The sequence below is a fragment of the Rhodococcus opacus genome (assembly GCF_012396235.1).
Classification (GTDB): Bacteria; Actinomycetota; Actinomycetes; order Mycobacteriales; family Mycobacteriaceae; genus Rhodococcus_F; species Rhodococcus_F opacus.
On sequence record NZ_JAAXPA010000014.1, the window covers coordinates 137,938 to 160,160 of the forward strand.

Sequence of the window (22,223 nt, forward strand, 5' to 3'; positions counted from 1 at the left end):
CAGGACGACCGAGCGGAAGGTGAACCATGAAGATCCTGTGGGTATCGGCACATCCCGAGCCGAAGTCCCTGAACGCGGCCCTCCGCGGCGACGCCCTCGCGGCCCTGCGCGGTGCCGGCCACGACATCCGGACATCGGACCTGTACGAGATGCGATGGAACCCGGTGGTGACGGCTGGCGATTTCGGACACGACCCCCACCACCGCCTCCTCGTCGGCGCGCGGTCGGGCCGGGCCCTGACCGAGGGCACCCTGGCCCCCGACATCCGCGCCGAGCAGCGCAAGCTCGCGTGGGCCGACGCGGTGATCGTGCAGTTCCCGCTGTGGTGGTACGGCATGCCCGCGATCCTCAAGGGCTGGTTCGACCGGGTCTTCGTCGAGGGTTACGGCTACGGACTGCGCAGCGAGGACGGCTCCACCCGGCGGTACGGCGACGGCACCCTGGCCGGCAAGCGCGCGATGACGGTCGTCAGTTTCGGTGGCAGCGCCGACAGTGCGGGCCCGCGTGGGATCAACGGCCAGATGGACGAACTCCTGTTCCCGATCCACCACGGAATCTTCTGGTACACGGGGATGTCGGTGGTGCCCCCGGTTCTGATCGACAGCGCGGACCGGTTGCCCGCCGAGCACTATCCGGGTGTCGCGGCCCGGTTGATCGATCGCCTGTCCGGCCTGTTCACCGACGCGCCGTTGCCTTTCCGCTCCCAGAACGGCGGCGACTACGACGCCCGGTTCGTGCTGCACGAGGACCGGGCGCCCGGCGTCACGGGACTGCGCGCCCACTACGCCGACGCGGATTCCGGCACGCGTGAATCGGAGTCCGAAGTCCGCACCACCGCGATCTGTAACGTGTTCTAATTCACGGCATGGCAACCTACGTGATCACCGGCGCCGCCTCGGGCATCGGGGCGGCGAGCCGCCGCACGCTCGAGTCCGGCGGTCATACCGTCATCGGAGTCGACCTCGCACACACCGACGTGACCGCCGACCTGTCGACCCCCGGCGGACGAACCGCGGCGGCCGACGCCGTGTCCGAGGCGAGCGGCGGAGTCGTGGACGGTCTCGTCTGCTGCGCCGGACTCGGCTCGCTGTCGCACGTCCCGGGCGGCAGGCTCGTCGCGGTCAACTACTTCGGGGCCGTGGAACTCGTGACGGCCCTGAAGCCCGCCCTCGAGCGCGCGGGCGGCGCCTCGGTGGTGGTGATCTCGTCGAGCAGCACCACCACGCAGCCGGGGATTCCCGAGAATCTGGTGACCGCGTGCCTCGACGGCGACGAGACGGAGGCGGTGCGCATCGGCGACCAGGTGACCGCCATCCCTGCGTACCCGGCGTCCAAGCTCGCGCTGGCCTGGTGGATTCGGCGTGAAGCGGTACGGCCGGAGTGGATCGGCAACGGCATACGACTCAACGCGATCGCGCCGGGAATGATCGACACGCCGATGACCAGCGGCGACGACCTCGACCCCGAACTGGCGAAGGCGCTGGACTTCTATCCGGTGCCGCTGGGCAGGCGCGGACGTCCGGACGAGATCGCCGCGCTCGTCGAGTTCCTGCTCGGACCGGGCTCGACACTGTTCTGCGGCAGCGTCGTCTTCGCCGACGGGGGCACGGACGCCCAGTTACGCCAACAGGATTGGCCCGCCGCGTGGAATCCGACGCCGGAAGAACTTACTCGGCACTTCCAGGCGAAAACGTAGCGAGCTCGGATCCCGCCCAGTGCTTGGCGAGATTCTCGGCCAGGTCCCGGTACGCCTGGGCACCCTTGTTCTTGCGCCCCGCCAGCACGGTGGCACCCGACGCCGTGGCCTCCGCAAATCGCACCGTCCGCGGGATCGGCGGAGCGAGAACCGGCAGGTTGTAGCGGTCGGACACGTCGGAGAGCACGTCCCGGCTGTGCGTCGTGCGTGCGTCGTACAGCGTCGGCAGTGCTCCGAGCAGCACCAGGTCGGGGTTGGTGATCTGCTGTACCTCGGTGACCGTCCGCAGCAACTGCCCCACACCGCGGTGGGCGAGCGTCTCACACTGCAGGGGCACCAGTACCGACTGCGCCGCCGTGAGCCCGTTGAGCGTGAGCACACCGAGAGACGGCGGGCAGTCGATGATGATCGTGTCGTAGTCGTCCAGCAGCGGCGCCAGAGCGCGCTTGAGGGCGAACTCGCGACCGGGACGCATGAGCAGCAACGCTTCCGCACCCGCGAGGTCGATCGTCGCAGGCAGGAGAGCGACACCGTCCTCGGTGTCGATCACGGCCTCCTGCGCCGCCAGATCACCTGTCAGCACCTCGTGGACGGAGGCGTCCAGGCGGTCCGGGTTGTGCCCGAGGGAGAACGTCAGGCATCCCTGCGGGTCGAGATCCACCACCAGAACCTTCTGGCCCAGCCCCACGAGGGCTGCGCCGAGAGAAGCGACCGTGGTGGTCTTCGCGACCCCACCCTTCTGATTTGCCACTGCAAGAACCGTTGTCACGGCTCGATCCTTACCTACTTCGTCCCCGGAGGCGAGCCATACACGCAGATTGACTGCCATGATGGATGGATGCCACCCAGTGATTCGCCGCGCGGCCGTCGGATCGTCCTCCTCCGACACGGCGAAACGGAATGGGCCCGTTGGGGTAAACACACCGGTCGAACCGACGTCCACCTCACCGAACTGGGTGAAGCCCAGGCGCGGCGGATAGGTCCGGCGATGGACGCCCTCGAACTGCGCGACCCCCTCGTCATCGTCAGTCCGCGGCAACGCGCCCGGGAGACGGCGGAGCTGGCGGGATTGAAGATTCAGCGCACCTGGGACGCGCTCGCCGAATGGGATTACGGGATCTACGAGGGCATGACGACCCCCGAGATCAGGCAGCAGGTGCCGGACTGGACCGTGTGGACGCACCCGTGCCCTCGCGGTGAGCAGGCCGAGCAGGTGCACACCCGGTGCGACCTCGTCCTGTCCGTCGCGCATTCGCAACTCGTGGACCGTGACGTGATCCTCGTCGGGCACGGACACTTCTCGCGCGCGCTCATCGCCCGCTGGGCGGAGCTTCCGATCAGCGAGGGACGCCGGTTCGCGATGTCGCCGGGTGCGTACTCCGTCCTCGGCTTCGAGCACGGGGCACAACAGGTGGTCAGCCACAACGTCACGAGCGAGGAAGGTGCCCGATGATCAGACGCGCAGTACCCGAGGACGTCTCTGCGATCACCGCGATGATCTACGAACTCGCCGAACACCAGCGGGCCCGTGACGAGTGCACCGTCACCGCCGACCAGATCGACGACGCCCTGTTCGGTCCGCAGCCGTCGACCTTCGCCCACGTCGCGGCGAACGACGACGACCGGGTCGTCGGGATCGCGGTGTGGTTCCGGAATTTCTCCACCTGGGACGGAACGCACGGCATCTACCTCGAGGACTTGTTCGTCAGCCCGTCGGAGCGCGGTTCCGGGCACGGCAAGGCCCTGCTCGCCACACTCGCGAAGGAGTGCGTCGACAACGGCTACACGCGACTGTCGTGGTCGGTGGTCAACTGGAACAAGCCGTCGATCGCGTTCTACGAGTCGCTGGACGCGCACCCGCAGGACGAATGGACCACGTATCGGCTCACCGGGGATCCGCTCGCCCGCCTCGCGTCCGAGGTGAGTTAGCGGTCCGACGGGTTGTCGGCGTCGGCCTCCTGGCCGTACTCGGCAGCCATCCACTTCGACGTGGGACTGCTGAACAGGCACCCGAGGGCCGCCACGACCACGACTCCGAGCAGCACACCGAAGAACGGCTGGTGCGAATCGGTGAGCAGCGACCACGCCACCGGTAGCAGGAGGAGTTGGGCGACGATCGCGATCGCCCGCCCCCAGCGCCGGCCGAAGATCAGGGCGAGCCCGGCGGCGAACACCGCGCCGCCGAGAATCGCGAACCAGGCCGCGGTGCCGTATCCACTGCTGACGCTCTGGTCGTGCCCGAGGAGTCCCCGGATCACCAGCACCACGGCGACGCCGACCGCCACCGCGCCCTCGAGCGACACCAGGGCGCCCGCCGCGCGGACCGTGGTGGGCGTGGACTTGCTGAGAGACGGCTTCGGCACGTCGGCCAGCCTAGAACACCCCGTCGCCGGCGGCCTCGGACGGTGACACGTGCCGCCCCCGCTAGGCTTGGGCCCCGTGCGCGCGCTGCTGATCGTCAACCCCAATGCCACATCGACGACCCCGGCCGGGCGTGATCTCCTCGCCCATGCACTGTCGAGCCGGGTGCGGTTGACGGTCGCGCACACGGCACACCGCGGCCACGCCGCCGAACTGGCGCAGCAGGCCTGCGTGGACGGGATGGGTCTGATCATCGTCCACGGCGGCGACGGCACCGTGAACGAGGTGGTAAACGGACTGCTCGGCACCCCGGTACCGAAGTCGATGAGCGCGGTGACGGTGGGGCCGATTCCCCCGATCGCCGTCGTCCCCGGCGGGTCGGCGAACGTGTTCGCCCGCTCGCTCGGCATCGCGCCGGACCCGGTGGACGCCACCAACCAGCTCATCGATCTGCTCGCCCGCAGGCAGCGGCGCAGGATCGGGCTCGCGCACTGCGACAACCGCTGGTTCACGTTCAACGCCGGCCTCGGCTGGGACGCCCAGGTGTGTGAGGCGGTCGACATGCACCGCAAGAACGGGCGCCCGGCCACACCGGCGCAATATGTCCGCGCGGCGGTGCGCGTGTTCTTCCGGTCGAAATATGCGGAGCCGACGCTCACCGTCGAGGTTCCCGATCACGACCCGGTCGAGGGTGTCCACTACGCATTCGTGTCGAACGCGAGTCCCTGGACGTATCTGAACAAGCGGGAAGTGCACACGAATCCCGACACCACCTACGACACGGGCCTCGGTGTCTTCGCGATGCGGTCCACCGCGATCCTCACCACGCTGCGGGTGGCCCGCCAGCTGCTGACTCCCGGAACCCGTCCGAAGGCGAAGAAGCTGGTCCGGGTCGACGACGTGCCGTCCGTGCGGATCTCCGCGTCGGAGCCCATCGGACTGCAGATGGACGGCGACTACATCGGACTGCGCAATGTCGTCGAGTTCGTGTCGGTGCCCGAGGCGCTGGATGTGGTCGCCCCGGCGCGACCCTGAGCAATTCTCGAGAATCCCCGTTTTCACCTAGCGGGAAGTGCCTGCACGAGGTACAAAGGACGGCGCGCCTCGAAGGGCAGCCTAAGTACGTGAGCTCCCCCACGGTGCGGCGGTTTTCTATTGACATCCCGCCAGTTCGTGAAAGCATTCACAAGCAACAGTGCGGAAACATTCTCTACGCACACATGAACTCATGAAGACGAAACGGTGCATTTCGCACCCAGTTAAGGAGCAGAAGGATGGACTGGCGCCACAAGGCAATCTGTCGCGACGAAGACCCCGAGTTGTTCTTCCCTGTGGGCAACAGCGGTCCGGCCCTCGCGCAGATTGCTGATGCCAAGGTTGTCTGCAACCGCTGCCCGGTGACCGCCGAATGCCTCTCGTGGGCACTCGAGTCGGGCCAGGACGCCGGTGTGTGGGGCGGCATGAGCGAAGACGAGCGACGCGCACTCAAGCGCCGCAACGCTCGGACGCGTGCCCGCACCACCGTCTGACACTTCAGAAGGAGACGGGCCCGGCACCACATGGTGCCGGGCCTTTTGCTTGCCCGCCGGTCAGTACCGGGGCCCACGACGGCCCAGCGGTACGCGTAACACGGCATCCGTGCCACCGTCCGCCCCGGGATGCAGCCCGAGGGAACCGTTCAGCTCGGCGGCCACCAGGGTCCGGACGATCTGCAGACCGAGACGGTCGGACCGCTCGAGGCTGAAACCGGGTGGTAATCCCCTGCCGTCGTCGTGGATCACGACGTCCAGCCACCGCGCGGAGCGTTCGGCCCTCATGGTGACCGTCCCCGGCGCGCCGGGTTCGAAGGCGTGCTCGATCGCGTTCTGCACGAGTTCGGTCAGCACCATCACCAGTGGCGTGGCCCGCTCCGCGGAGAACACGCCGAAGCTACCCTCCCGGCGGACCTTGATCGGCGTGCTCACCGTCGCCACGTCCGACAGGATCGGCACGAGGCGGTCGACGACCTCGTCGAGGTTCACTTCCTCGTCCACCGACATCGACAGTGTGTCGTGCACCAGGGCGATCGAGGTGACGCGGCGCACCGATTCGCTCAGCGCCTGCCGGGCTTCCTCGTTGTTGGTGCGCCGGGCCTGCAGTCGCAGGAGCGCCGCCACGGTCTGCAGATTGTTCTTCACCCGGTGATGGATCTCGCGGATCGTCGCGTCCTTGCTGAGCAGGGCGCGATCCCGCCTCTTCACCTCGGTGACGTCCCGCACGACGACAGCGGCGCCCACCCGCTTCCCGCCGGGTTTGAGGACCAGCGCCCGGAGCAGCACGGTCGCTCCCCTGGCTTCGATCTCCATGCGACGACCCGGCTTGTCGGCGATGGTGTCGCGGATGTACCCGGCGACCTCCTGCGACTCGAACGGGTCCGTCACGAGCGAGCGCGTGGTGGCGGCGAGGTTCTGACCGATCAGGTCCGAGCTCAGACCCATCCGGTGGTAGGCCGACAGCGCATTGGGACTCGCGTAGACCACGCTGCCGTCGGTGTCGAGACGGATGAAGCCGTCGCCGGCACGGGGACTCGAGTTGGTGTCCGACCGGGCCTCCCGGATCGGGAAGGTGCCGTCGCTGATCATCTGGCACAGATCCTCGGCGCAGTCGAGATACGCGACCTCGAGCGGGCTCTGCGCCCGCTGGTGCGACAGGTTGGTGTCCCGGCTCAGGACCGCGATCACCTCGCCGTTCCACCGCACCGGGACCGCCTCTCCGCGCGGCGGCAGACCCTCGTGCCCGCCGCCGTCCTCGGGGCGCACGACGCGGCCCTCGAGCAGCGCCTGCAGCACCTGCGGGTGTTCCGACTCCGACACGACGGTCCCGACGACGTCCTCCGGGAACGCGGTCGACGCGGTGGTGGGTCTGCAGTGCGCGACGCAGATCACGGTGCCGGTGGGGTTGGTGGCCGCGGAATCCGTTCCGACCCAGAGCAGAACGTCCGCAAAGGAGAGGTCGGCGAGCAACTGCCATTCACCGACGACGCGCTGGAGATGATCGACGGCCTCGCCGGGCAGGTCGGTGTGTTCGGCGAGCAGGTCACTCAGTGTGGACATCGTCGGTGGGTGTCAGCTCAGGAGATGACAGCGATCAGATCGCCCTGCTGGATCACGTCGCCGACCTTGACGTCCACGGAGGTGACCGTGCCGGGCTCTTCGGCGATGACGGGGATCTCCATCTTCATCGACTCCAGGATGACGAGGGTGTCACCCTCCTTCACCTCGTCACCCGCGCTCACCACAACCTGATACACCGTCGAAACCATTTCGGCGCGCACGTCTTCTGCCATTGTGATCCTTCACTCCCGGGTGTCGAGAAAGCCCTGTTGCAAGGACACCCAACCACACGTGGAAGACTGTGGTGAAAAGAAGGGAGATCTACTCGTGGGTAAGCGTGGTCGTAAGAAGCGCAGTCGCAAGGGCAACGCCGCAAACCACGGCAAGCGTCCCAACGCCTGACGCGCCGTAGAACGCACCAGGGGCCGGAAAGCAGCGATGCTTTCCGGCCCCTGATTGCTGTTCTGACGAGTTATGCGTCTGGTTCGGTGTTCGTGATCAGGATTGTCCGCCGCAACTCGATGGAGAGCCTCTGACGCAGACTTTCCGGCGCGTGCTCCCCACCGCACTTGCGGTTCACGAGGCTCTTCACCTTCTCCTCGATCCCGTACGCCTCGAGGCACGACCCGCACTCGTCGAGGTGCCTCTGCAGCCGCGCCCTCGACGCCTCGTCGCATTCACGGTCCAGCATCAGCCAGACGTCCGCGATGACGGCGGAGCAGTCGAGCTGCTCGAATTCGTCCTGCTCGCTCACCGAGAAACCTCCTGCTCCGTGCTCACTACACTGTCGCCGGGCACCTCGTCGGTGCCCCCACGGTTGAATCCACGTTCGCGTGCGACATCGGCGAGCAGACCCCGGAGCTGCTTGCGCCCGCGGTGCAGTCGCGACATCACGGTCCCGATCGGGGTGCCCATGATCTCGGCGATCTCCTTGTAGGGGAATCCCTCGACGTCGGCGTAGTAGACGGCCATCCGGAACTCCTCCGGCAGGGCCTGGAGTGCTTCCTTGATGTCGTCGTCGGGGAGCGCGTCCAGGGCCTCGACCTCGGCGGACCGCAGACCGGTCGACGAATGTTCCGCCGTCGCCGCCAGCTGCCAGTCGGTGATCTCGTCGGTGGGGTACTGCGCGGGCTGGCGCTGCTTCTTGCGGTACGAGTTGATGTACGTGTTCGTGAGAATCCGGTACAGCCATGCCTTGAGGTTGGTGCCCTCGCGGAACGAACGGAACGCCGTGTAGGCCTTCACGTACGTTTCCTGCACGAGGTCCTCGGCGTCCGCCGGGTTCCTGGTCATCCTCAGAGCAGCGCCGTACAGCTGATCCAGAAGTGGGAGCGCATCCCTTTCGAAACGCGCGATCAACTCGTCCTGTGGCTCGGCCTGGTCTGCCGTCGGACGGTCATGTTCCTGCACGCTGATCCCTTCGGTCGCCGTGGGCGTCAACGTTACCGCCAACTGCAAACGCGACGTGGGCTCCATCACCGAGGACATCACGATACGGACCACTCCCTTCGATGCACTGTTCTTCTGCAGGTACCAACACGCCTCGCGTCCGCTGTGTTCCCGACCGCGTGGCAGAGTGTCTGTCCATGGCCGGAACTGCCACTCCCGCGACGAAGCTGCTCGTCGAACACCGCATCGACCACAACGTGCACAGCTACGCGCACGATGCGCGGGCGGAATCGTACGGTTCGGAGGCCGTCGACGCCCTGGGCGAGACGGTCGGCGTCACCGCCCACCAGGTCTTCAAGACGCTGGTGATCAAACTCGACACCGGCAAGCTGGCGGTGGCGGTCGTGCCGGTGCCGGAGAAACTGTCGCTGAAGGCGGCGGCCGCGGCGCTGGGCGCGGGCAAGGCCGTGATGGCGGAACGCACCGAGGCGGAGCGCTCCACCGGGTACGTCTTCGGCGGCATCTCACCGCTCGGCCAGCGCAAGGCACTCCCGACGGTCGTCGACGCGTCGGCTCTCGACTGGGACCGGGTGCTGTGCAGCGCCGGCAGGCGCGGACTCGAGATCGAACTCGCGCCCGCCGACCTGGTGCGGCTCAGCGGCGCCGTCACCGCGGCGGTCACAGCAGGCTGATCTGCTCCCCCACCTGTGCCTCGTCACGACCGGCCGCGTCCGGGTCGAGGAGTTCCGGTCCGTTGTTCTTCACACTGTTCACCAGCGTGGACACCCGCCGGACGGTGATATCGGCGATGGCGTCGGGTGACACCTCGAGCAGATCCGTCGACGCGGGATGCTCGGGATCGAGCCATGCGGTCCAGCGGTCGCGGGGCATCACCAGCGGCATCCGGTCGTGCACGTTCTCGAGTTGGGCGGCTGAGTCGACCGTGATGATGCTGCAGCTCAGAACCGGGGGCGACTCCGCGACCGCGGGATCGTGCCAGACCGACCACAGCCCGGCCATGTACAGGCGCGAGCCGTCCTCCGGCGACATGTAGTACGGGATCTTCTTCGCCTTGCCCGACTTCTTCCCGGCGGCCGCCGCATCGACCTCGGTCTGCCACTCGTACCAGCCGTCCATCGGAACGAGGCAGCGCTTGTACTTGAACGCGTTCCGGAAGGCCGGTTTGTTGTCGACCGAATCCGCTCGCGCGTTGAACAGCACCGGCCCCTTGCCGAGCTCCTTCGTCCACGACGGCACGAGCCCCCACCGCATCCGCCGGATCCGCCGGGCGTCGTGGCGGTCGACGACCGTCAGGACCTGCGTGGTGGGCGCCACGTTGTAGTCGGGCGGACTCTCCTCCTCGCCCGCCTCGTTGATCGCATCGAGGTCGGCCGCGAGTGTCGCCGGATTCGCAGTGGTCGCATACCTGCCGCACATGCCCACCAGAGTGGCACGAACCACCGACACCCGCGACACGCCGCCCACCCCGCCCCGCGACCCGCCCGATAGGCGAAGATGGAGACCGTGAGCCTGAGCCTGTGGAACGCCCCCCGTGCCGAAGCGCCCGTCGTCGCGACGGTCGCCCTCCCCGGATCGAAGTCGATCACCAATCGCGCGCTGATCCTCGCCGCACTCGCGGACGGTCCGTCCACCCTCACCGGGGCACTGCGCAGCCGGGACACCGACCTCATGATCGGCGCGCTCCGCACGCTCGGCATCAGCATCGAGACGGTCGGCGCCGACACGACGCTGCGGGTCACCCCCGGACGACTCCGGGGCGGTGCGGTCGACTGCGGACTGGCGGGCACCGTCATGCGGTTCCTTCCGCCGGTCGCGGCGCTCGCGAGCGGAACGGTTCACTTCGACGGGGACGAGCAGGCGCGCACCCGGCCCCTCGACACGATCCTGGATGCGCTGCGCGGTCTCGGCGCGGACATCGACGGCGATTCCCTCCCGTTCACGGTCCGCGGTGCGGGCTCGCTGCGCGGTGGACGGGTCACCATCGACGCGTCCGGCTCGTCACAGTTCGTCTCCGGGCTGCTGCTGTCGGCGGCCGCGTTCGACGAGGGTGTCACGGTCCATCACGACGGCAAGACGGTCCCGTCCATGCCGCACATCGACATGACGGTCGAGATGCTGCGCGAGTCGGGTGTCGAGGTCACGACCCCGGCGACGGGCGGGGAGGCCGACACGTGGCGGGTGAGCCCCGGTGTCGTCCGGGCCGTCGACCGGGCGATCGAGCCCGATCTGTCGAATGCCACCGCCTTCCTGGCCGCCGCCGCCGTCACCGGCGGTGAGGTGACCGTTCCCCTGTGGCCGAGCAGGACGACGCAACCAGGCGACGCGATCCGGGAAATCCTCCTGGCGATGGGCGCGGACGTCCGGCTGGACGGCGCGAACCTCACCGTCCGTGGTCCGCAGCAGCTGACCGGCATCGACATCGACCTGCACGACGTGGGCGAACTCACCCCGACCGTGGCGGCGCTCGCCGCACTCGCGGACGGCCCGTCGCACCTGCGGGGCATCGCGCACCTGCGCGGTCACGAGACCGACCGGCTGGCCGCGCTCGCACACGAGATCAACTCGCTGGGCGGGAACGTCACCGAGACCGAGGACGGCCTCACGATCGTCCCGGCGGACCTGCACGGTGGGACGTGGCACTCCTACGCCGACCACCGGATGGCGACCGCGGGCGCCATCGTCGGGCTGCGGGTCGACGGCATCGAGATCGAGGACGTCGGCACCACGGCCAAGACCCTGCCCGGTTTCGAGAACCTGTGGGCCACAATGCTGTCCGCGGCCGCGGGCACCGAACGGAAGGCGAGCTTCTGAGTCGCAGGCAGTACGACGAGTCCGACGTCCGGGTACGCCCGGGCCGAGGAACGCGCCCGCGCACGAAGACCCGGCCGGAGCACCTCGCCGCGGAGTCGGCGATGGTCGTCTCGGTCGACCGCGGCCGGTGGGGTTGCGTGCTGGGCGGCGACCCCGAGCGTCCCCTCGTCACCATGCGCGCCCGGGAACTGGGCCGCACCCCCATCGTGGTCGGCGACGAGGTGAGTGTCGTCGGTGATCTGTCCGGCAAGCCCGACACCCTGGCGCGGATCGTGCGGGTCGCCGAACGCTCCACGGTGCTGCGACGCACCGCCGACGACACCGATCCGTACGAGCGGATCGTCGTGGCCAACGCCCAGCAGCTGCTGATCGTCGTGGCGCTCGCCGACCCGCCGCCCCGGACGGGATTCGTCGAACGTGCGCTCGTCGCCGCGTACGCGGGCGGATTGAGTCCCATCGTGTGCCTCACGAAGAGCGATCTCGAGCCGCCCGAGGAGTTCGCGAGCGCGTTCGCCGACCTCGACGTCCCCGTCGTCGTGGCCGGTCGCGACGATCCGGTCGACGAGGTCTTGTCGATGCTGTCGGGCCGGCTCACCGCGCTGATCGGCCACTCGGGGGTCGGGAAGTCGACTCTCGTCAACCGCCTCGTGCCCGACGCCGACCGGGCCGTCGGCGTGGTCTCCGGCGTCGGCAAGGGCAGGCATACGTCCACGCAATCGGTGGCGCTGCCGCTTCCGACGGGCGGCTGGGCGATCGACACCCCCGGCATCCGGTCGTTCGGACTGGCCCACATTTCCCCGGAGAACGTGGTGGCCGCGTTCTCCGATCTGGCCGCGGCCATCGAGGACTGCCCGAGGGGGTGCACCCACCTCGGCCCGCCCGCAGACCCGGAATGCGCGCTCGACCGGCTGGAGGGCAAGGCCGCCAAACGCGTCGACGCGGTCCGTCACCTCCTCACGGCCATCGCGTCCAACGAAGCCTGGTGAGGGACGAACCGCGTCGATAGCGGTACTTTCTAGCGGGACAGCAGCGCGCGAAGACCGCGGCGCTTGCGGGTGCGCTTGATCGCGGTACTCAATCCCTGACGGCGACCGGTTACGGGATCGATTGTCGCCGTGGTGTTTCCACCGAACTTGCGCTCCGACGCCGTCTCCGGCGCGTCGTCCGCGGTCGCCTTGAGGTACTTGTTCGGCAACGACAGCTTGGCGATGGTGCGCCACGACTTCGCGTACTGCACGAGGAAGGGCCCGGTCGTGTACGGCAGGTCGTACTTGTCGCACAGTTCCCGCACCCGCACGGCAATCTCCGAGTAGCGGTTGCTGGGCAGGTCGGGGAACAGGTGGTGCTCGATCTGGTAGCTGAGATTGCCGGACATGAAGTCCATCAGCTTGCCACCCTCGATGTTCGCGCTACCGAGCATCTGCCGCAGGTACCATTCGGCCGGCGTTTCCTTGTCGATGTCCGCCTTGGTGAACTTCTCGGCGCCGTCCGGGAAGTGTCCACAGAAGATGATCGCGTTGGTCCACACGTTGCGGATCATGTTCGCGGCGATGTTTGCGGTGAGCGTGCTCTTCCACGCGGGACCCGTGACCGCGGGGTGCACGACATAGTCCTTGAGGATCTGCTTGCCGACCTTCTCGCCGACCTCACGGAGCTTGCGCTGGGTCTCCTCGCTCGGCACGCGCCCCTTGGCGACCTTGCCGAGTTCGAGATGCTGCGCCGCGATTCCGTACTCGAAGAACAGCGCGAGCAGCGTGTTGTACAGGAGATTGCCGGTGTTGAACGGCTTCCACCGCTGGTCACGCGTGACGCGCAGCAGTCCGTACCCCACGTCGTCGTCCATGCCGAGGACGTTGGTGTACTTGTGGTGAATGTAGTTGTGCGTCTGCTTCCAGTGAGCGGACGGTCCCGTCACGTCCCACTCCCACGAGGTGGAGTGGATCTCGGGATCGTTCATCCAGTCCCACTGGCCGTGCATGACGTTGTGGCCGAGTTCCATGTTCTCGATGATCTTCGAGAGAGACAGCATGGCCGTACCCGCCAGCCAGGCGGGACGCCGCTTGCTCGCGAAGAGGACGGCTCGGCCACCGATTTCGAGGGAACGCTGCAGTCTGATCGTGTTTCGCACGTACCGCGCGTCACGCTCCCCGCGGGACTCTTCGATATCGCGCCGGATCGCATCGAGCTCGCGTCCGAGCGACTCGATGTCGGCTTCGGTGAGATGTGCGTATTCCTTGACGTCTGCAATCGCCATGGGGGACCTCCTCCTGGCTGGGTCGACAGTTCACACCCGAAAGGCGCTGACTCGACCTACCGTACCGTAAGTTACGACACCGTAGGTTACCTGAGTGTAGGTGTGAGTGAAATCACCGTCGACGTCGAGGAATCTTGGCCTCCGCGCGGGCGCGCAACGCCGACAGCAGACCCCGCCGCTGCCCCGTGACGGGATCCGTGCGCAACGTCTCGACCATGGCGGCACCCGCATCACGGGCGTCGCGGAACTTGCGTTCCGAGGACGTCTCCGGGGCGTCGTCCGCCGTCGCCCGCAGGAACCGGTCGGGCAGGGCGAGCTTGTGGATCGTGCGCAGAGCCAGCAGGTACTGCTTGGCGAGCGAACCCGTGGTGTACGGCAGGTCGTACTTCTCGCACAGCGCCCGCACCTTCACGGCGATCTCCGGGTACCGGTTGCTCGGCAGGTCCGGGAACAGGTGATGCTCGATCTGGTAGCTGAGATTGCCGCTCATGAAACCCATGACCTTGCCGGAATCGAAATTGGCACTGCCGAGCATCTGCCGGAGATACCACTCGTGCCGGGTCTCGTTCTCGTACTCGTCCACCGTGAACTTCTCGGCACCGTCCGGGAAGTGCCCGCAGAAGATCACCACATAGGCCCACAGATTCCGCACGAGATTGGCGGTGGCGTTGGCCGTCAGCGTCGACTTCCACGCCGGCCCCGCGAGCACCGGGAACAGCAGGAAGTCCTTGCCGACCTGACGGAAGATCTTGCGACCGAAATCCTTGTTGGCCTGGGAATTGAGCTGACCCTTCTCCGCACCCTCGAGCTCGGCCGCGAAGGTGAGGTCGTGGAGCGCGATCCCCCACTCGAACGTGGCGGCCAGGATGATGTTGGCGAACGGCTGCAGCAGATTGATCGGCCGCCACTCCTCGTCGCGGGTCATCCGGAGGATGCCGAACCCCACATCGGAATCCATTCCCACGATGTTGGTGAACGTGTGGTGGGAGTAGTTGTGCGCCCGCTTCCAATGCTCCGAGGGGCCCGTCTGATCCCACTCCCACGACATGGAGTGGATCTCCGGATCGTTCATCCAGTCCCACTGGCCGTGCATCACGTTGTGGCCGAGTTCCATGTTCTCGATGATCTTCGAGAGGGACAGCATCGCGGTGCCCGCGAGCCAGGCCGGGCGGTAGCGGCTTCCGAACAACGCAAGCCGGCCACCGAGCTCCAGCAGCCGTTGCGCCCTGATGGCCCGGCGGATGTAGCGGGCGTCGCGAACGCCGCGCGAATCCTCCACGTCGAGCCGGATCGCATCCAACTCACGCCCGAGCGATTCGATGTCCGCTTCGGTCAGATGCGCGAACTCTTTGATGTCGGTGATCGCCACCGTGCTCCTCCGTCTGGTGAGAGTCCGAGAATAGCGGAGTCAGGTGAACAACACGCCCACGCTCACGCGTCGAGCGTGCAGTCCCCTGCCGCCGCGGAGATACAAGTCTGGACTCGGTCACCTTCGGCGTGCTGCTTGCCGGACCTCAGGTCGATGGCGTGCCCGGCGAGGATCGGCACGACACAGGTCTGGCAGATACCCATCCGGCAGCCGAACGGCATCAGTGCCCCGACCTGCTCACCCGCCTCGAGGAGAGTGGTGGCACCGTCGATCGTCACGGTCTTGTCGGCCTTGGCGAACGTGACGGTCCCGCCCTCGCCGGACGTGTCCGCGCGGGAGACGGCGAACCGCTCGAGGTGCAACTTGTCCTCGATGCCCTCGTCACGCCACAGCGTCTCGATCTCGTCGAGCATCGGCAGCGGTCCGCACGCCCACGTCTGCCGTTCGCGCCAGTCGGGACACACCTCGTCGAGCGAGGACAACGCGAACTTGCCCTGGCTGCGGGTGAGCTGGATCTTGCACCGGAAGTCGTCGTGCTCCTCGTGGAGCCGGGTGAGCTCGTCGGCGAACATCACGTCGGCGTCGGTGGGGGCCGAGTGGACGTGGAAGACGTCGGGGAGCTGACCGCGCCGGTTCATCGTGCGCAGCATCGCCATGACGGGAGTGATGCCGCTGCCCGCGGTGAGGAACAGGATCCGCTGCGGCGGCGGGTCGGGCAGCGCGAAGTTGCCCGTGGGGGTCGCGAGCCGCACGATCGTCCCCGAGGGCACACCGTTGACGAGGTGACTCGACAGGAACCCCTCGGGCATCGCCTTGACGGCGATGGAGATGAGCTTGTCGTCCCAGTTCGGCGGCGAGGTGAGGGAGTACGAGCGCCAGTGCCAGCGTCCGTCGATGTGCAGACCGATGCCGATGTACTGGCCGGGCTCGTAGTCGAAGTCGAATCCCCAGCCCGGCTTGATGACGATCGTGGCCGAGTCCGCGGTCTCCGCGCGCACCTCCATGATCTGTCCGCGCAGTTCGCGAGCCGACCACAGTGGGTTGGCGAGATGCAGGTAGTCGTCGGGCAGCAACGGCGTCGTGAGCCGTGCCGCCGCACCTCGCAACCAATTGAGCTTGGACCGCTTGGCGGGCACAACCGCTGCTGCGGGCGCCTCGATCCAATCCTTCAGACCCATCCGACCTCCACCTTTTCCGTCATGACCTACGCTACCGTAGGTTATCAAGTTACGGTACCGTAGGTTACCCCAAGGTAAGAGGACGTACCGGTCAGAGCAGTTCGAGAAGGAACGGAAGCTCCTGAGTGGCGTACCACGCCAGGACATGATCCTCCGCGTCACCGAGAACGAACTCGGCGTCGGGGTCCCCGAGATCCGCCTCGTCGATCGCCGACACGGCCCGTTCGATGTCCGGCTCCGCCTCCGCGAGATCCACGTGCACCGACGCGACCGTGCCGATCGTCACCGGACCGGGCAACCGGACCACGGCGTCGTCGAGATCCGGCCGCGGCGTCACCTCGTCCACGTCCGCGGCGACCACGGCGCGACGGAAGCGAACCCCGTCGCTTCCGCTCTCCCCCACCCGGCCCGCGATCAGTCGCAGCGAGGCGCGGGCGGCCTCGGCCATCGCGACCTCGGCCAGTTCCTCGTCGTCGCCCGACGAGTACGCCTCGCGGAGCGTGGGGGTGACGGCGAAGGCGGTACGGCTCATCGGATCGAACTCCCGGTCGGCGACGAGCCGCTGGAGGATCTCGATCGTCGCGGGAACGTACACCCTCGTCATGCGTCACCCGTCATTCGCACCGCGGACTTCTCACCGACTGGCATCCAACAACTCCTCGAGAGATTCGTACAGCAGCGCCGCCACCACGTCCACGTCGGCCATGGCGTCACGGTCTGCATTCAAACCGTAGTAGACGTTGCCGTCGTAGGACGTCAGGCCGATGCTCAAAGTCTGGTTTTTCAGCAGCGGCGACACCGGATACATCTCGAGCATCCGCGCTCCCCCGACGTACAGCGGCAGCTGCGGTCCCGGCGCGTTGGTGATCATCAGGTTGAACATCCGCTGCGAGAAGCTGCTCGCGACACGGGCACTCATCGCGTGCAGCGTGGCGGGCGCGAATCCCGACAACCGCACCAGGGTCTCCGCGGTGACCCTCTGGCTCTGCTTGGCGTGCGCCTCCATGGCGTGCGCCACGTGCGACAGCCGCACCACGGCATTCGGTTCCCCGACCGGCAGGTCGATGAGGAACGACGACACCATGCTTCGCGGATCCGCCCATTCGCCGCGGCGTGACTCCTCGTCGTCGGTCTCGGGGTCCGTCGCGTACACGGACATCGGGACCATGGCCCGGACCGTGGTCGACTCGGCCACCGGCTCGCCGCGGGAGAGCAGCCAATACCGCATCGCACCCGACACGACGGCGAGGATGACGTCGTTGACCTCGCACCCGTACTGCGCGCGGATCTTCCGGTAGTCACCCAGCTCGGTCTTGACCACCGCGAAGCGCCGATTGCGTGAAATGGTCGCGTTCAGCGGACTCGCCGGCGCCACCTGCGTGGCGGTGCGCACGACGGCGGCGACCTTGCCGACGGCGCGCACGGTCTCACCGAGCGCGGACGCCATGTCACCCAACGTCATCCGCAGCGCCGCCAGCCCTTCGCCCGGCCGCGCCACCATCTCCGCCAGCGCCCCGGCGATCAGTGTGGACTCACTGGGGGCGGGGCTCGGCATCCACAGCTCCTCGGCCATGGGACGCCGGGTCTTCGCCGGGTCGAGGATCACCTGACCGATCTCGAGCGCCGTCTCACCGTCGACCAGCGACGAATGGGACTTCGTGAAGATGGCGAAGCGATTGTTCGACAACCCCTCCACCAGGTACATCTCCCACAGCGGTCGCGTGTTGTCGAGCGGCCGGGACGTGAGCCGTGCGACCAGATCGTGCAACTGGGCATCCGATCCGGGCTTCGGCAGCGCCGACCGCCGGACGTGGTACTCGATGTCGAAGTCCTGGTCGTCCACCCAGACCGGCCGCGACAGTCCCAGCGCCACCTCCCGCACCTTCTGCCGGTAGCGCGGGACCAGACTCAGTCGTTCCTCGACGAGGCTCAGTAATTCCTCGTAGGACAACCCGTTTCGCGGCTTGCGGAAGATCGCGAGCGAACCCACGTGCATCGGCGTACTGCTCGCCTCGAGAAAATAGAACGACGCGTCCTGCGTAGTCAGTCTCGTCACCATGTCGGCGCCTGTCCCCCTTGCATCCCATCTCGATCGACCTCGAGAAGTATCGCTATCTCGTCCGCGGTGGCGCCGCCGTCGACGTGGTGGATACCCACCATCCCGACGGCCACCGCACCCCGGACATTGACCGACAGGTCGTCGACGAAGATACAGTCCCCCGGGGCCAGACCGAGCGCGTCGGCCGTCAGCCGGTAGATCCGCGGATCAGGTTTGGCGACACCGACATCCCCGGACAGCACGACCTGATCGACCAGCCGGCCGTCACCGAGTTCCCGCAGCCACTGCGCGCCGGGACCACCGGGATCGTTGCTGAGGATCGCGGTCCGCACCCCACGAGTCCGGGCACCGGCGAGGACGGACGACAGGCCGTCCATGTCCGAACCGGGACCCGCGAGAACTCCTCCGAAGTCCAATATCAATCCCCGCACGTCCCCACCCTAGGGTCCGCTCCCCGGTTCGGCGACACGACGACGGGATCCGTGCGAGTATGACCGCTACGACGGCCGTCTCATGCCGAAACCGGGGGGTAAGAAATGAGTGAGTCCTACACGTTCCTGTCACGGGTGCCGCACTTCGAGCCGGCGGCCGGTGACGTTCCCGCACCGCCTCTGCCGGGGCGTTCGGCGGCGCCGTCGGGCGAACGGCACGCGTCCGGGCGCGGCAGGCACCGCTCGTCGCCCCACTCGGGGGCGTCGCCACGCACCGCCGCGACACAGCCGGGAACGCTGCCTCTTCCCTCACCGGACGTCCAGCGGTTCACGGAGCAGGCGTTCCGGCTCGTCCTCGAAGTGCTGGATCGGCGCCGCAACGTACGGCAATTGCGGCCGCTGGTGACGCCGTCGCTCGTCGACGTCGTGCGCACGCTCGCGCTGTCGGAGTCGCCCGCCCGGCGACTCGGTGTCGCGACGCTCGTCCGCGTGCACCTGCGCGCGGTGGAGCCGTGCGCGTTCGAGGCCTTCGGCACCTACGGCCGGGGACCGCGGATCTTCGTGATCGCAGCCCGTGTCGAACAGCAGTCCGACACGGGCTGGACCGTCACCTCGCTGGTGATCGGCTGATCGTCTTCGTCTGCGGTCAGCGCTTGCGCTTGGTCCGCGGGGCCTTCTTGCTCTTCGACTGCGACCGCGCGGCCTCACGCCGCTGACGACGGGTTCCGGCGTCGGCGGCATCGTCCGATTCGGCGGCTCCGCGGCGGCTGAGCTGGGCGTTGCCGTCCTCGGCAGGCCCGGAGTACGTGAGCCCGCGGGGCTCGCCGTCGTCCAGGCCCTTCGCACGGAGGGCGGACGGTGCCGCCGTGCCCTGCGCCTGCTGCGCCGCCTCCTGGGTGGGCAGTGGCCGCGGCGGTGCCGGAGCGGGCGAGGCCGACGCCGTCGCCGCTGCGGAAGCCGCGGTGACGCTCACGCCCGGGGCCTGTGCCGCCGTCGGGGCGGCCGCCTCGACCTGAAGGTTGAACAGGAATCCGACCGACTCCTCCTTCAGACCCTCGAGCATGCCGCCGAACATGTCGAAACCTTCGCGCTGGTACTCGACGAGCGGATCACGCTGGGCCATCGCCCGCAGGCCGATGCCCTCCTTGAGGTAGTCCATCTCGTAGAGGTGTTCGCGCCACTTGCGGTCGAGCACGCTCAGCAGGACGCGACGCTCCAGTTCGCGCATCGATCCCTCGCCGGCGACGCCGTCGATCTCGGCCTCGCGCCGGGCGTAGGCGTCGTGTGCGTCCTTCAGCAGGGTCTCGCGCAGCTCGTCGGCGGTGATGTCGTTGGTCTCACCGTCGTCGCCGTCGCCGACCAGTTCCTTGTAGTCGAGGCCGACCGGGTACAGCGTCTTGAGGGCCGTCCACAGTTGTTCGAGATCCCAGTCCTCGACGTATCCCTCGGCGGTGGCACCGTCGACGTAGGCGGTGACCACGTCGGTGATCATCTTCTCGACCTGGCCCTCCATGTCCTTGCCTTCGAGGATCTGGCGGCGCTCGTTGTAGATGACCGTGCGCTGCTGGTTCATCACCTCGTCGTACTTGAGGACGTTCTTGCGGATCTCGAAGTTCTGCTGCTCGACCTGCGTCTGGGCGCTCTTGATGGCCTTCGAGACCATCTTCGCCTCGATGGGAACGTCGTCGGGCAGGTTGAGCCGGGTCATGATCGACTCGAGGGCCGCGCCGTTGAACCGTCGCATCAACTCGTCGCCGAGCGACAGGTAGAACCGCGACTCACCCGGATCGCCCTGACGGCCGGAGCGGCCGCGCAACTGGTTGTCGATACGCCGGGATTCGTGCCGCTCGGTGCCGAGGACGTACAGTCCGCCCGCCTCCCGAACCTTGTCCGCGTCGGCTTTCACCTCGGCCTTGACCTGGTCGAGGACGTCGTCCCACGCCGCCTCGTAGTCGTCGGGCGTGTGGACGGGGTCGAGTCCCTGCTTGCGGAGCGCGATGTCCGCGATGATGTCGGGGTTGCCGCCGAGCACGACGTCGGTACCACGACCGGCCATGTTGGTCGCCACGGTGACGGCGCCCGACCTGCCGGCCTCGGCGATGATCTGGGCTTCCTGCTCGTGGAACTTCGCGTTCAGCACGTTGTGTGCCACGCCGCGCTTGGTGAACTGCTTCGACAGGTACTCGGACCGCTCGACGCTGGTGGTGCCGATCAGAACGGGCTGGCCCTTCTCGTGCCGCTCCACCACGTCGTCGACGACGGCGTCGAACTTGGCTTCCTCGGTCTTGTAGATCAGGTCGCCGTTGTCGACGCGGACCATCGGCCGGTTGGTGGGGATCGGGATGACGCCGAGGTTGTAGATCTGGTGCAGCTCGGCGGCCTCGGTCTCGGCCGTACCCGTCATGCCCGACAGCTTGTCGTAGAGACGGAAGTAGTTCTGGAGCGTGATCGTGGCGAGGGTCTGGTTCTCGGCCTTGATCTCGACCTTCTCCTTGGCCTCGATCGCCTGGTGCATGCCCTCGTTGTAGCGGCGGCCGACGAGGACGCGGCCGGTGAACTCGTCGACGATGATCACTTCGCCGTCGCGGACGATGTAGTCCTTGTCCTTCGTGTAGAGCTCCTTGGCCTTGATGGCGTTGTTCAGGTAGCTCACGAGCGGCGAGTTGGCGGCCTCGTACAGGTTGTCGATGCCGAGCTGGTCCTCGACGAGCTCGACGCCGGCCTCGTGGACGCCGATGGTGCGCTTGCGGATGTCGACCTCGTAGTGCACGTCACGCTTGAGCAGGGGCGCGATGCGCGCGAATTCCGCGTACCACTTGCTCGAGGCGTCGGCGGGGCCGGAGATGATGAGGGGGGTTCGGGCCTCGTCGATGAGGATGGAGTCGACTTCGTCGACGACGGCGAAGCTGTGACCGCGCTGGACGAGATCGTCCAGGGAGTGCGTCATGTTGTCGCGCAGGTAGTCGAACCCGAACTCGTTGTTGGTGCCGTATGTGATGTCGGCCGCATAGGCTGCGCGACGCTCGGCCGGCGACATGCCGGACAGGATCACGCTGGTGTCGAGGCCGAGGAAGCGGTGGACGCGGCCCATCCACTCGGAGTCGCGCTTGGCGAGGTAGTCGTTGACCGTGACGACGTGCACGCCGTCGCCGGCGATCGCATTGAGGTACGCGGGCAACACGCAGGTCAGGGTCTTGCCCTCACCCGTCTTCATCTCGGCGATGTTGCCGAAGTGGAGGGCGGCGCCGCCCATGATCTGCACGTGGAAGTGCCGCTGGTCGATCACGCGCCAGGACGCCTCGCGGGCGACCGCGAACGCCTCGGGCAGCAGCTCATCGAGCGTCTCGCCGTCGCGGTAGCGGGCGCGGAACTCCTCGGTCTTCGCGCGGAGTTGCTCGTCGGTCAGGTCTTCGACCTCGGGCGACAGCGAGGAAACGTGGTCGGCGATGTGCTTGAGCCGCTTGACCATGCGACCTTCACCAACACGGAGCAGCTTCGATAGCGACAGCGACGGCACAGTCTTGTTCGTCCTCAATCTTCGGCAGTGGATGGGTGACACACA

General features: G+C 67.4%; 25 protein-coding genes. 11 read left to right on the forward strand and 14 right to left on the reverse strand.

The features are described 5' to 3' along the window. Nucleotides 1-26: 26 nt before the first annotated feature. Nucleotides 27-857, forward strand: coding sequence for an NAD(P)H-dependent oxidoreductase (locus HGB39_RS20100; RefSeq protein ID WP_005562517.1), 831 nt, complete (start codon nt 27-29; stop codon nt 855-857). 8 nt (nt 858-865) lie between these two features. Then, nucleotides 866-1,696, forward strand: coding sequence for an SDR family oxidoreductase (locus HGB39_RS20105; RefSeq protein ID WP_005562519.1), 831 nt, complete (start codon nt 866-868; stop codon nt 1,694-1,696). Here HGB39_RS20105 and HGB39_RS20110 read toward each other — a convergent pair. Then, entirely contained in the window at nt 1,668-2,465 is a 798-nt protein-coding gene (locus HGB39_RS20110) for a ParA family protein (RefSeq protein WP_005562521.1), read from the reverse strand. The genes HGB39_RS20105 and HGB39_RS20110 overlap by 29 nt on opposite strands. Nucleotides 2,466-2,534: 69 nt before the next feature. Here HGB39_RS20110 and HGB39_RS20115 point away from each other — a divergent pair, with 69 nt between their 5' ends. Both HGB39_RS20115 and HGB39_RS20120 read left to right on the forward strand, forming a co-directional pair. Next, entirely contained in the window at nt 2,535-3,149 is a 615-nt protein-coding gene (locus tag HGB39_RS20115) for an acid phosphatase (RefSeq protein ID WP_005562524.1), read from the forward strand. Then, entirely contained in the window at nt 3,146-3,625 is a 480-nt protein-coding gene (locus HGB39_RS20120) for a GNAT family N-acetyltransferase (protein WP_005562526.1), read from the forward strand. Before HGB39_RS20115 ends, HGB39_RS20120 begins: the two co-directional genes overlap by 4 nt. On the opposite strand, the gene HGB39_RS20125 is transcribed toward HGB39_RS20120, so the two are convergent. After that, nucleotides 3,622-4,059, reverse strand: a complete 438-nt coding sequence (locus HGB39_RS20125) for a hypothetical protein (RefSeq protein WP_005259725.1) — start codon at nt 4,057-4,059, stop codon at nt 3,622-3,624. The genes HGB39_RS20120 and HGB39_RS20125 overlap by 4 nt on opposite strands. A 76-nt stretch (nt 4,060-4,135) precedes the next feature. Between HGB39_RS20125 and HGB39_RS20130 the strand changes: the two genes are divergently transcribed. After that, nucleotides 4,136-5,092: a diacylglycerol/lipid kinase family protein gene (locus HGB39_RS20130; RefSeq protein ID WP_005259726.1), complete on the forward strand. Its 957-nt coding sequence runs from the start codon at nt 4,136-4,138 to the stop codon at nt 5,090-5,092. A gap of 239 nt (nt 5,093-5,331) precedes the next feature. Next, nucleotides 5,332-5,586, forward strand: a complete 255-nt coding sequence (locus HGB39_RS20135) for a WhiB family transcriptional regulator (protein ID WP_005240099.1) — start codon at nt 5,332-5,334, stop codon at nt 5,584-5,586. Between the two features lie 60 nt (nt 5,587-5,646). On the opposite strand, the gene HGB39_RS20140 is transcribed toward HGB39_RS20135, so the two are convergent. Further along, complete coding sequence (locus tag HGB39_RS20140) at nt 5,647-7,149, reverse strand: sensor histidine kinase (protein ID WP_005259727.1); 1,503 nt, start codon at nt 7,147-7,149, stop codon at nt 5,647-5,649. Nucleotides 7,150-7,166: 17 nt separating this feature from the next. Further along, nucleotides 7,167-7,382 carry a biotin/lipoyl-binding carrier protein gene (locus tag HGB39_RS20145; RefSeq protein WP_005240095.1) on the reverse strand — a complete coding sequence of 72 codons (216 nt, stop codon included), beginning with the start codon at nt 7,380-7,382 and terminating at the stop codon, nt 7,167-7,169. 94 nt (nt 7,383-7,476) lie between these two features. On the opposite strand from HGB39_RS20145, the gene HGB39_RS40245 reads away from it, so the two are divergent. Continuing rightward, on the forward strand, nt 7,477-7,551 hold the full coding sequence (locus HGB39_RS40245) for a 50S ribosomal protein bL37 (protein WP_022597109.1): 75 nt from the start codon (nt 7,477-7,479) through the stop codon (nt 7,549-7,551). 70 nt (nt 7,552-7,621) lie between these two features. On the opposite strand, the gene rsrA is transcribed toward HGB39_RS40245, so the two are convergent. Both rsrA and HGB39_RS20155 read right to left on the reverse strand, forming a co-directional pair. Then, nucleotides 7,622-7,903 (reverse strand): mycothiol system anti-sigma-R factor, encoded by a 282-nt coding sequence (gene rsrA, locus HGB39_RS20150; protein WP_005240092.1) that lies wholly within the window; start codon nt 7,901-7,903, stop codon nt 7,622-7,624. Then, on the reverse strand, nt 7,900-8,637 hold the full coding sequence (locus HGB39_RS20155) for a sigma-70 family RNA polymerase sigma factor (protein WP_051055340.1): 738 nt from the start codon (nt 8,635-8,637) through the stop codon (nt 7,900-7,902). Before HGB39_RS20155 ends, rsrA begins: the two co-directional genes overlap by 4 nt. Nucleotides 8,638-8,735: 98 nt before the next feature. Between HGB39_RS20155 and ybaK the strand changes: the two genes are divergently transcribed. Then, on the forward strand, nt 8,736-9,230 hold the full coding sequence (gene ybaK, locus HGB39_RS20160) for a Cys-tRNA(Pro) deacylase (protein WP_005259729.1): 495 nt from the start codon (nt 8,736-8,738) through the stop codon (nt 9,228-9,230). Here ybaK and HGB39_RS20165 read toward each other — a convergent pair. Beyond that, nucleotides 9,217-9,975 (reverse strand): SOS response-associated peptidase, encoded by a 759-nt coding sequence (locus tag HGB39_RS20165; RefSeq protein WP_043787757.1) that lies wholly within the window; start codon nt 9,973-9,975, stop codon nt 9,217-9,219. The two genes, ybaK and HGB39_RS20165, sit on opposite strands and share 14 nt — an antisense overlap. 78 nt (nt 9,976-10,053) lie before the next feature. On the opposite strand from HGB39_RS20165, the gene aroA reads away from it, so the two are divergent. Then, nucleotides 10,054-11,370 carry a 3-phosphoshikimate 1-carboxyvinyltransferase gene (aroA, locus tag HGB39_RS20170; RefSeq protein WP_005259732.1) on the forward strand — a complete coding sequence of 439 codons (1,317 nt, stop codon included), beginning with the start codon at nt 10,054-10,056 and terminating at the stop codon, nt 11,368-11,370. Beyond that, on the forward strand, nt 11,316-12,356 hold the full coding sequence (rsgA, locus tag HGB39_RS20175; protein WP_005562531.1) for a ribosome small subunit-dependent GTPase A: 1,041 nt from the start codon (nt 11,316-11,318) through the stop codon (nt 12,354-12,356). The genes aroA and rsgA overlap by 55 nt, the downstream gene beginning before the upstream one ends. A gap of 29 nt (nt 12,357-12,385) precedes the next feature. Here rsgA and HGB39_RS20180 read toward each other — a convergent pair whose 3' ends face one another. The 6 genes from HGB39_RS20180 to HGB39_RS20205 form a co-directional block, all read right to left on the reverse strand. Then, nucleotides 12,386-13,624 (reverse strand): fatty acid desaturase family protein, encoded by a 1,239-nt coding sequence (locus HGB39_RS20180; protein ID WP_005562532.1) that lies wholly within the window; start codon nt 13,622-13,624, stop codon nt 12,386-12,388. A gap of 112 nt (nt 13,625-13,736) precedes the next feature. Next, the gene (locus tag HGB39_RS20185; protein WP_005259736.1) at nt 13,737-14,993 is read right to left on the reverse strand and encodes a fatty acid desaturase family protein; all 1,257 of its coding nucleotides are present in this window, start codon (nt 14,991-14,993) and stop codon (nt 13,737-13,739) included. A gap of 62 nt (nt 14,994-15,055) precedes the next feature. Further along, nucleotides 15,056-16,171 (reverse strand): ferredoxin reductase, encoded by a 1,116-nt coding sequence (locus HGB39_RS20190; RefSeq protein WP_005562534.1) that lies wholly within the window; start codon nt 16,169-16,171, stop codon nt 15,056-15,058. 91 nt (nt 16,172-16,262) lie between these two features. Then, a complete protein-coding gene (locus tag HGB39_RS20195; protein ID WP_005259738.1) occupies nt 16,263-16,775 on the reverse strand; it encodes a DUF6912 family protein in 513 nt (170 codons plus the stop codon). A 30-nt stretch (nt 16,776-16,805) separates the two neighbouring features. Then, nucleotides 16,806-18,230: a WS/DGAT/MGAT family O-acyltransferase gene (locus tag HGB39_RS20200; protein ID WP_005259739.1), complete on the reverse strand. Its 1,425-nt coding sequence runs from the start codon at nt 18,228-18,230 to the stop codon at nt 16,806-16,808. Beyond that, on the reverse strand, nt 18,224-18,661 hold the full coding sequence (locus HGB39_RS20205; protein WP_037204691.1) for an HAD-IA family hydrolase: 438 nt from the start codon (nt 18,659-18,661) through the stop codon (nt 18,224-18,226). Before HGB39_RS20205 ends, HGB39_RS20200 begins: the two co-directional genes overlap by 7 nt. Before the next feature lie 105 nt (nt 18,662-18,766). On the opposite strand from HGB39_RS20205, the gene HGB39_RS20210 reads away from it, so the two are divergent. After that, a complete protein-coding gene (locus HGB39_RS20210; RefSeq protein ID WP_005562538.1) occupies nt 18,767-19,291 on the forward strand; it encodes an Rv3235 family protein in 525 nt (174 codons plus the stop codon). Between the two features lie 16 nt (nt 19,292-19,307). Here the strand turns inward: HGB39_RS20210 and secA are convergent, their stop codons facing one another. Next, nucleotides 19,308-22,178 (reverse strand): preprotein translocase subunit SecA, encoded by a 2,871-nt coding sequence (gene secA / locus HGB39_RS20215; RefSeq protein ID WP_064080335.1) that lies wholly within the window; start codon nt 22,176-22,178, stop codon nt 19,308-19,310. Nucleotides 22,179-22,223: the final 45 nt, after the last annotated feature.

What these genes read in the sequence shown, in the direction of transcription:
- HGB39_RS20100 (WP_005562517.1), top strand. Translation starts at nt 27, where the DNA reads ATGAAGATCCTGTGGGTATCGGCACATCCCGAGCCGAAGTCCCTGAAC.
- HGB39_RS20105 (WP_005562519.1), top strand. Translation starts at nt 866, where the DNA reads ATGGCAACCTACGTGATCACCGGCGCCGCCTCGGGCATCGGGGCGGCG.
- HGB39_RS20115 (WP_005562524.1), top strand. Translation starts at nt 2,535, where the DNA reads ATGCCACCCAGTGATTCGCCGCGCGGCCGTCGGATCGTCCTCCTCCGA.
- HGB39_RS20120 (WP_005562526.1), top strand. Translation starts at nt 3,146, where the DNA reads ATGATCAGACGCGCAGTACCCGAGGACGTCTCTGCGATCACCGCGATG.
- HGB39_RS20135 (WP_005240099.1), top strand. Translation starts at nt 5,332, where the DNA reads ATGGACTGGCGCCACAAGGCAATCTGTCGCGACGAAGACCCCGAGTTG.
- HGB39_RS20140 (WP_005259727.1), bottom strand. Translation starts at nt 7,149, where the DNA reads ATGTCCACACTGAGTGACCTGCTCGCCGAACACACCGACCTGCCCGGC.
- HGB39_RS20145 (WP_005240095.1), bottom strand. Translation starts at nt 7,382, where the DNA reads ATGGCAGAAGACGTGCGCGCCGAAATGGTTTCGACGGTGTATCAGGTT.
- HGB39_RS20155 (WP_051055340.1), bottom strand. Translation starts at nt 8,637, where the DNA reads ATGTCCTCGGTGATGGAGCCCACGTCGCGTTTGCAGTTGGCGGTAACG.
- ybaK (WP_005259729.1), top strand. Translation starts at nt 8,736, where the DNA reads ATGGCCGGAACTGCCACTCCCGCGACGAAGCTGCTCGTCGAACACCGC.
- HGB39_RS20165 (WP_043787757.1), bottom strand. Translation starts at nt 9,975, where the DNA reads ATGTGCGGCAGGTATGCGACCACTGCGAATCCGGCGACACTCGCGGCC.
- aroA (WP_005259732.1), top strand. Translation starts at nt 10,054, where the DNA reads ATGGAGACCGTGAGCCTGAGCCTGTGGAACGCCCCCCGTGCCGAAGCG.
- HGB39_RS20180 (WP_005562532.1), bottom strand. Translation starts at nt 13,624, where the DNA reads ATGGCGATTGCAGACGTCAAGGAATACGCACATCTCACCGAAGCCGAC.
- HGB39_RS20190 (WP_005562534.1), bottom strand. Translation starts at nt 16,171, where the DNA reads ATGGGTCTGAAGGATTGGATCGAGGCGCCCGCAGCAGCGGTTGTGCCC.
- HGB39_RS20195 (WP_005259738.1), bottom strand. Translation starts at nt 16,775, where the DNA reads ATGACGAGGGTGTACGTTCCCGCGACGATCGAGATCCTCCAGCGGCTC.
- HGB39_RS20200 (WP_005259739.1), bottom strand. Translation starts at nt 18,230, where the DNA reads ATGGTGACGAGACTGACTACGCAGGACGCGTCGTTCTATTTTCTCGAG.
- HGB39_RS20210 (WP_005562538.1), top strand. Translation starts at nt 18,767, where the DNA reads ATGAGTGAGTCCTACACGTTCCTGTCACGGGTGCCGCACTTCGAGCCG.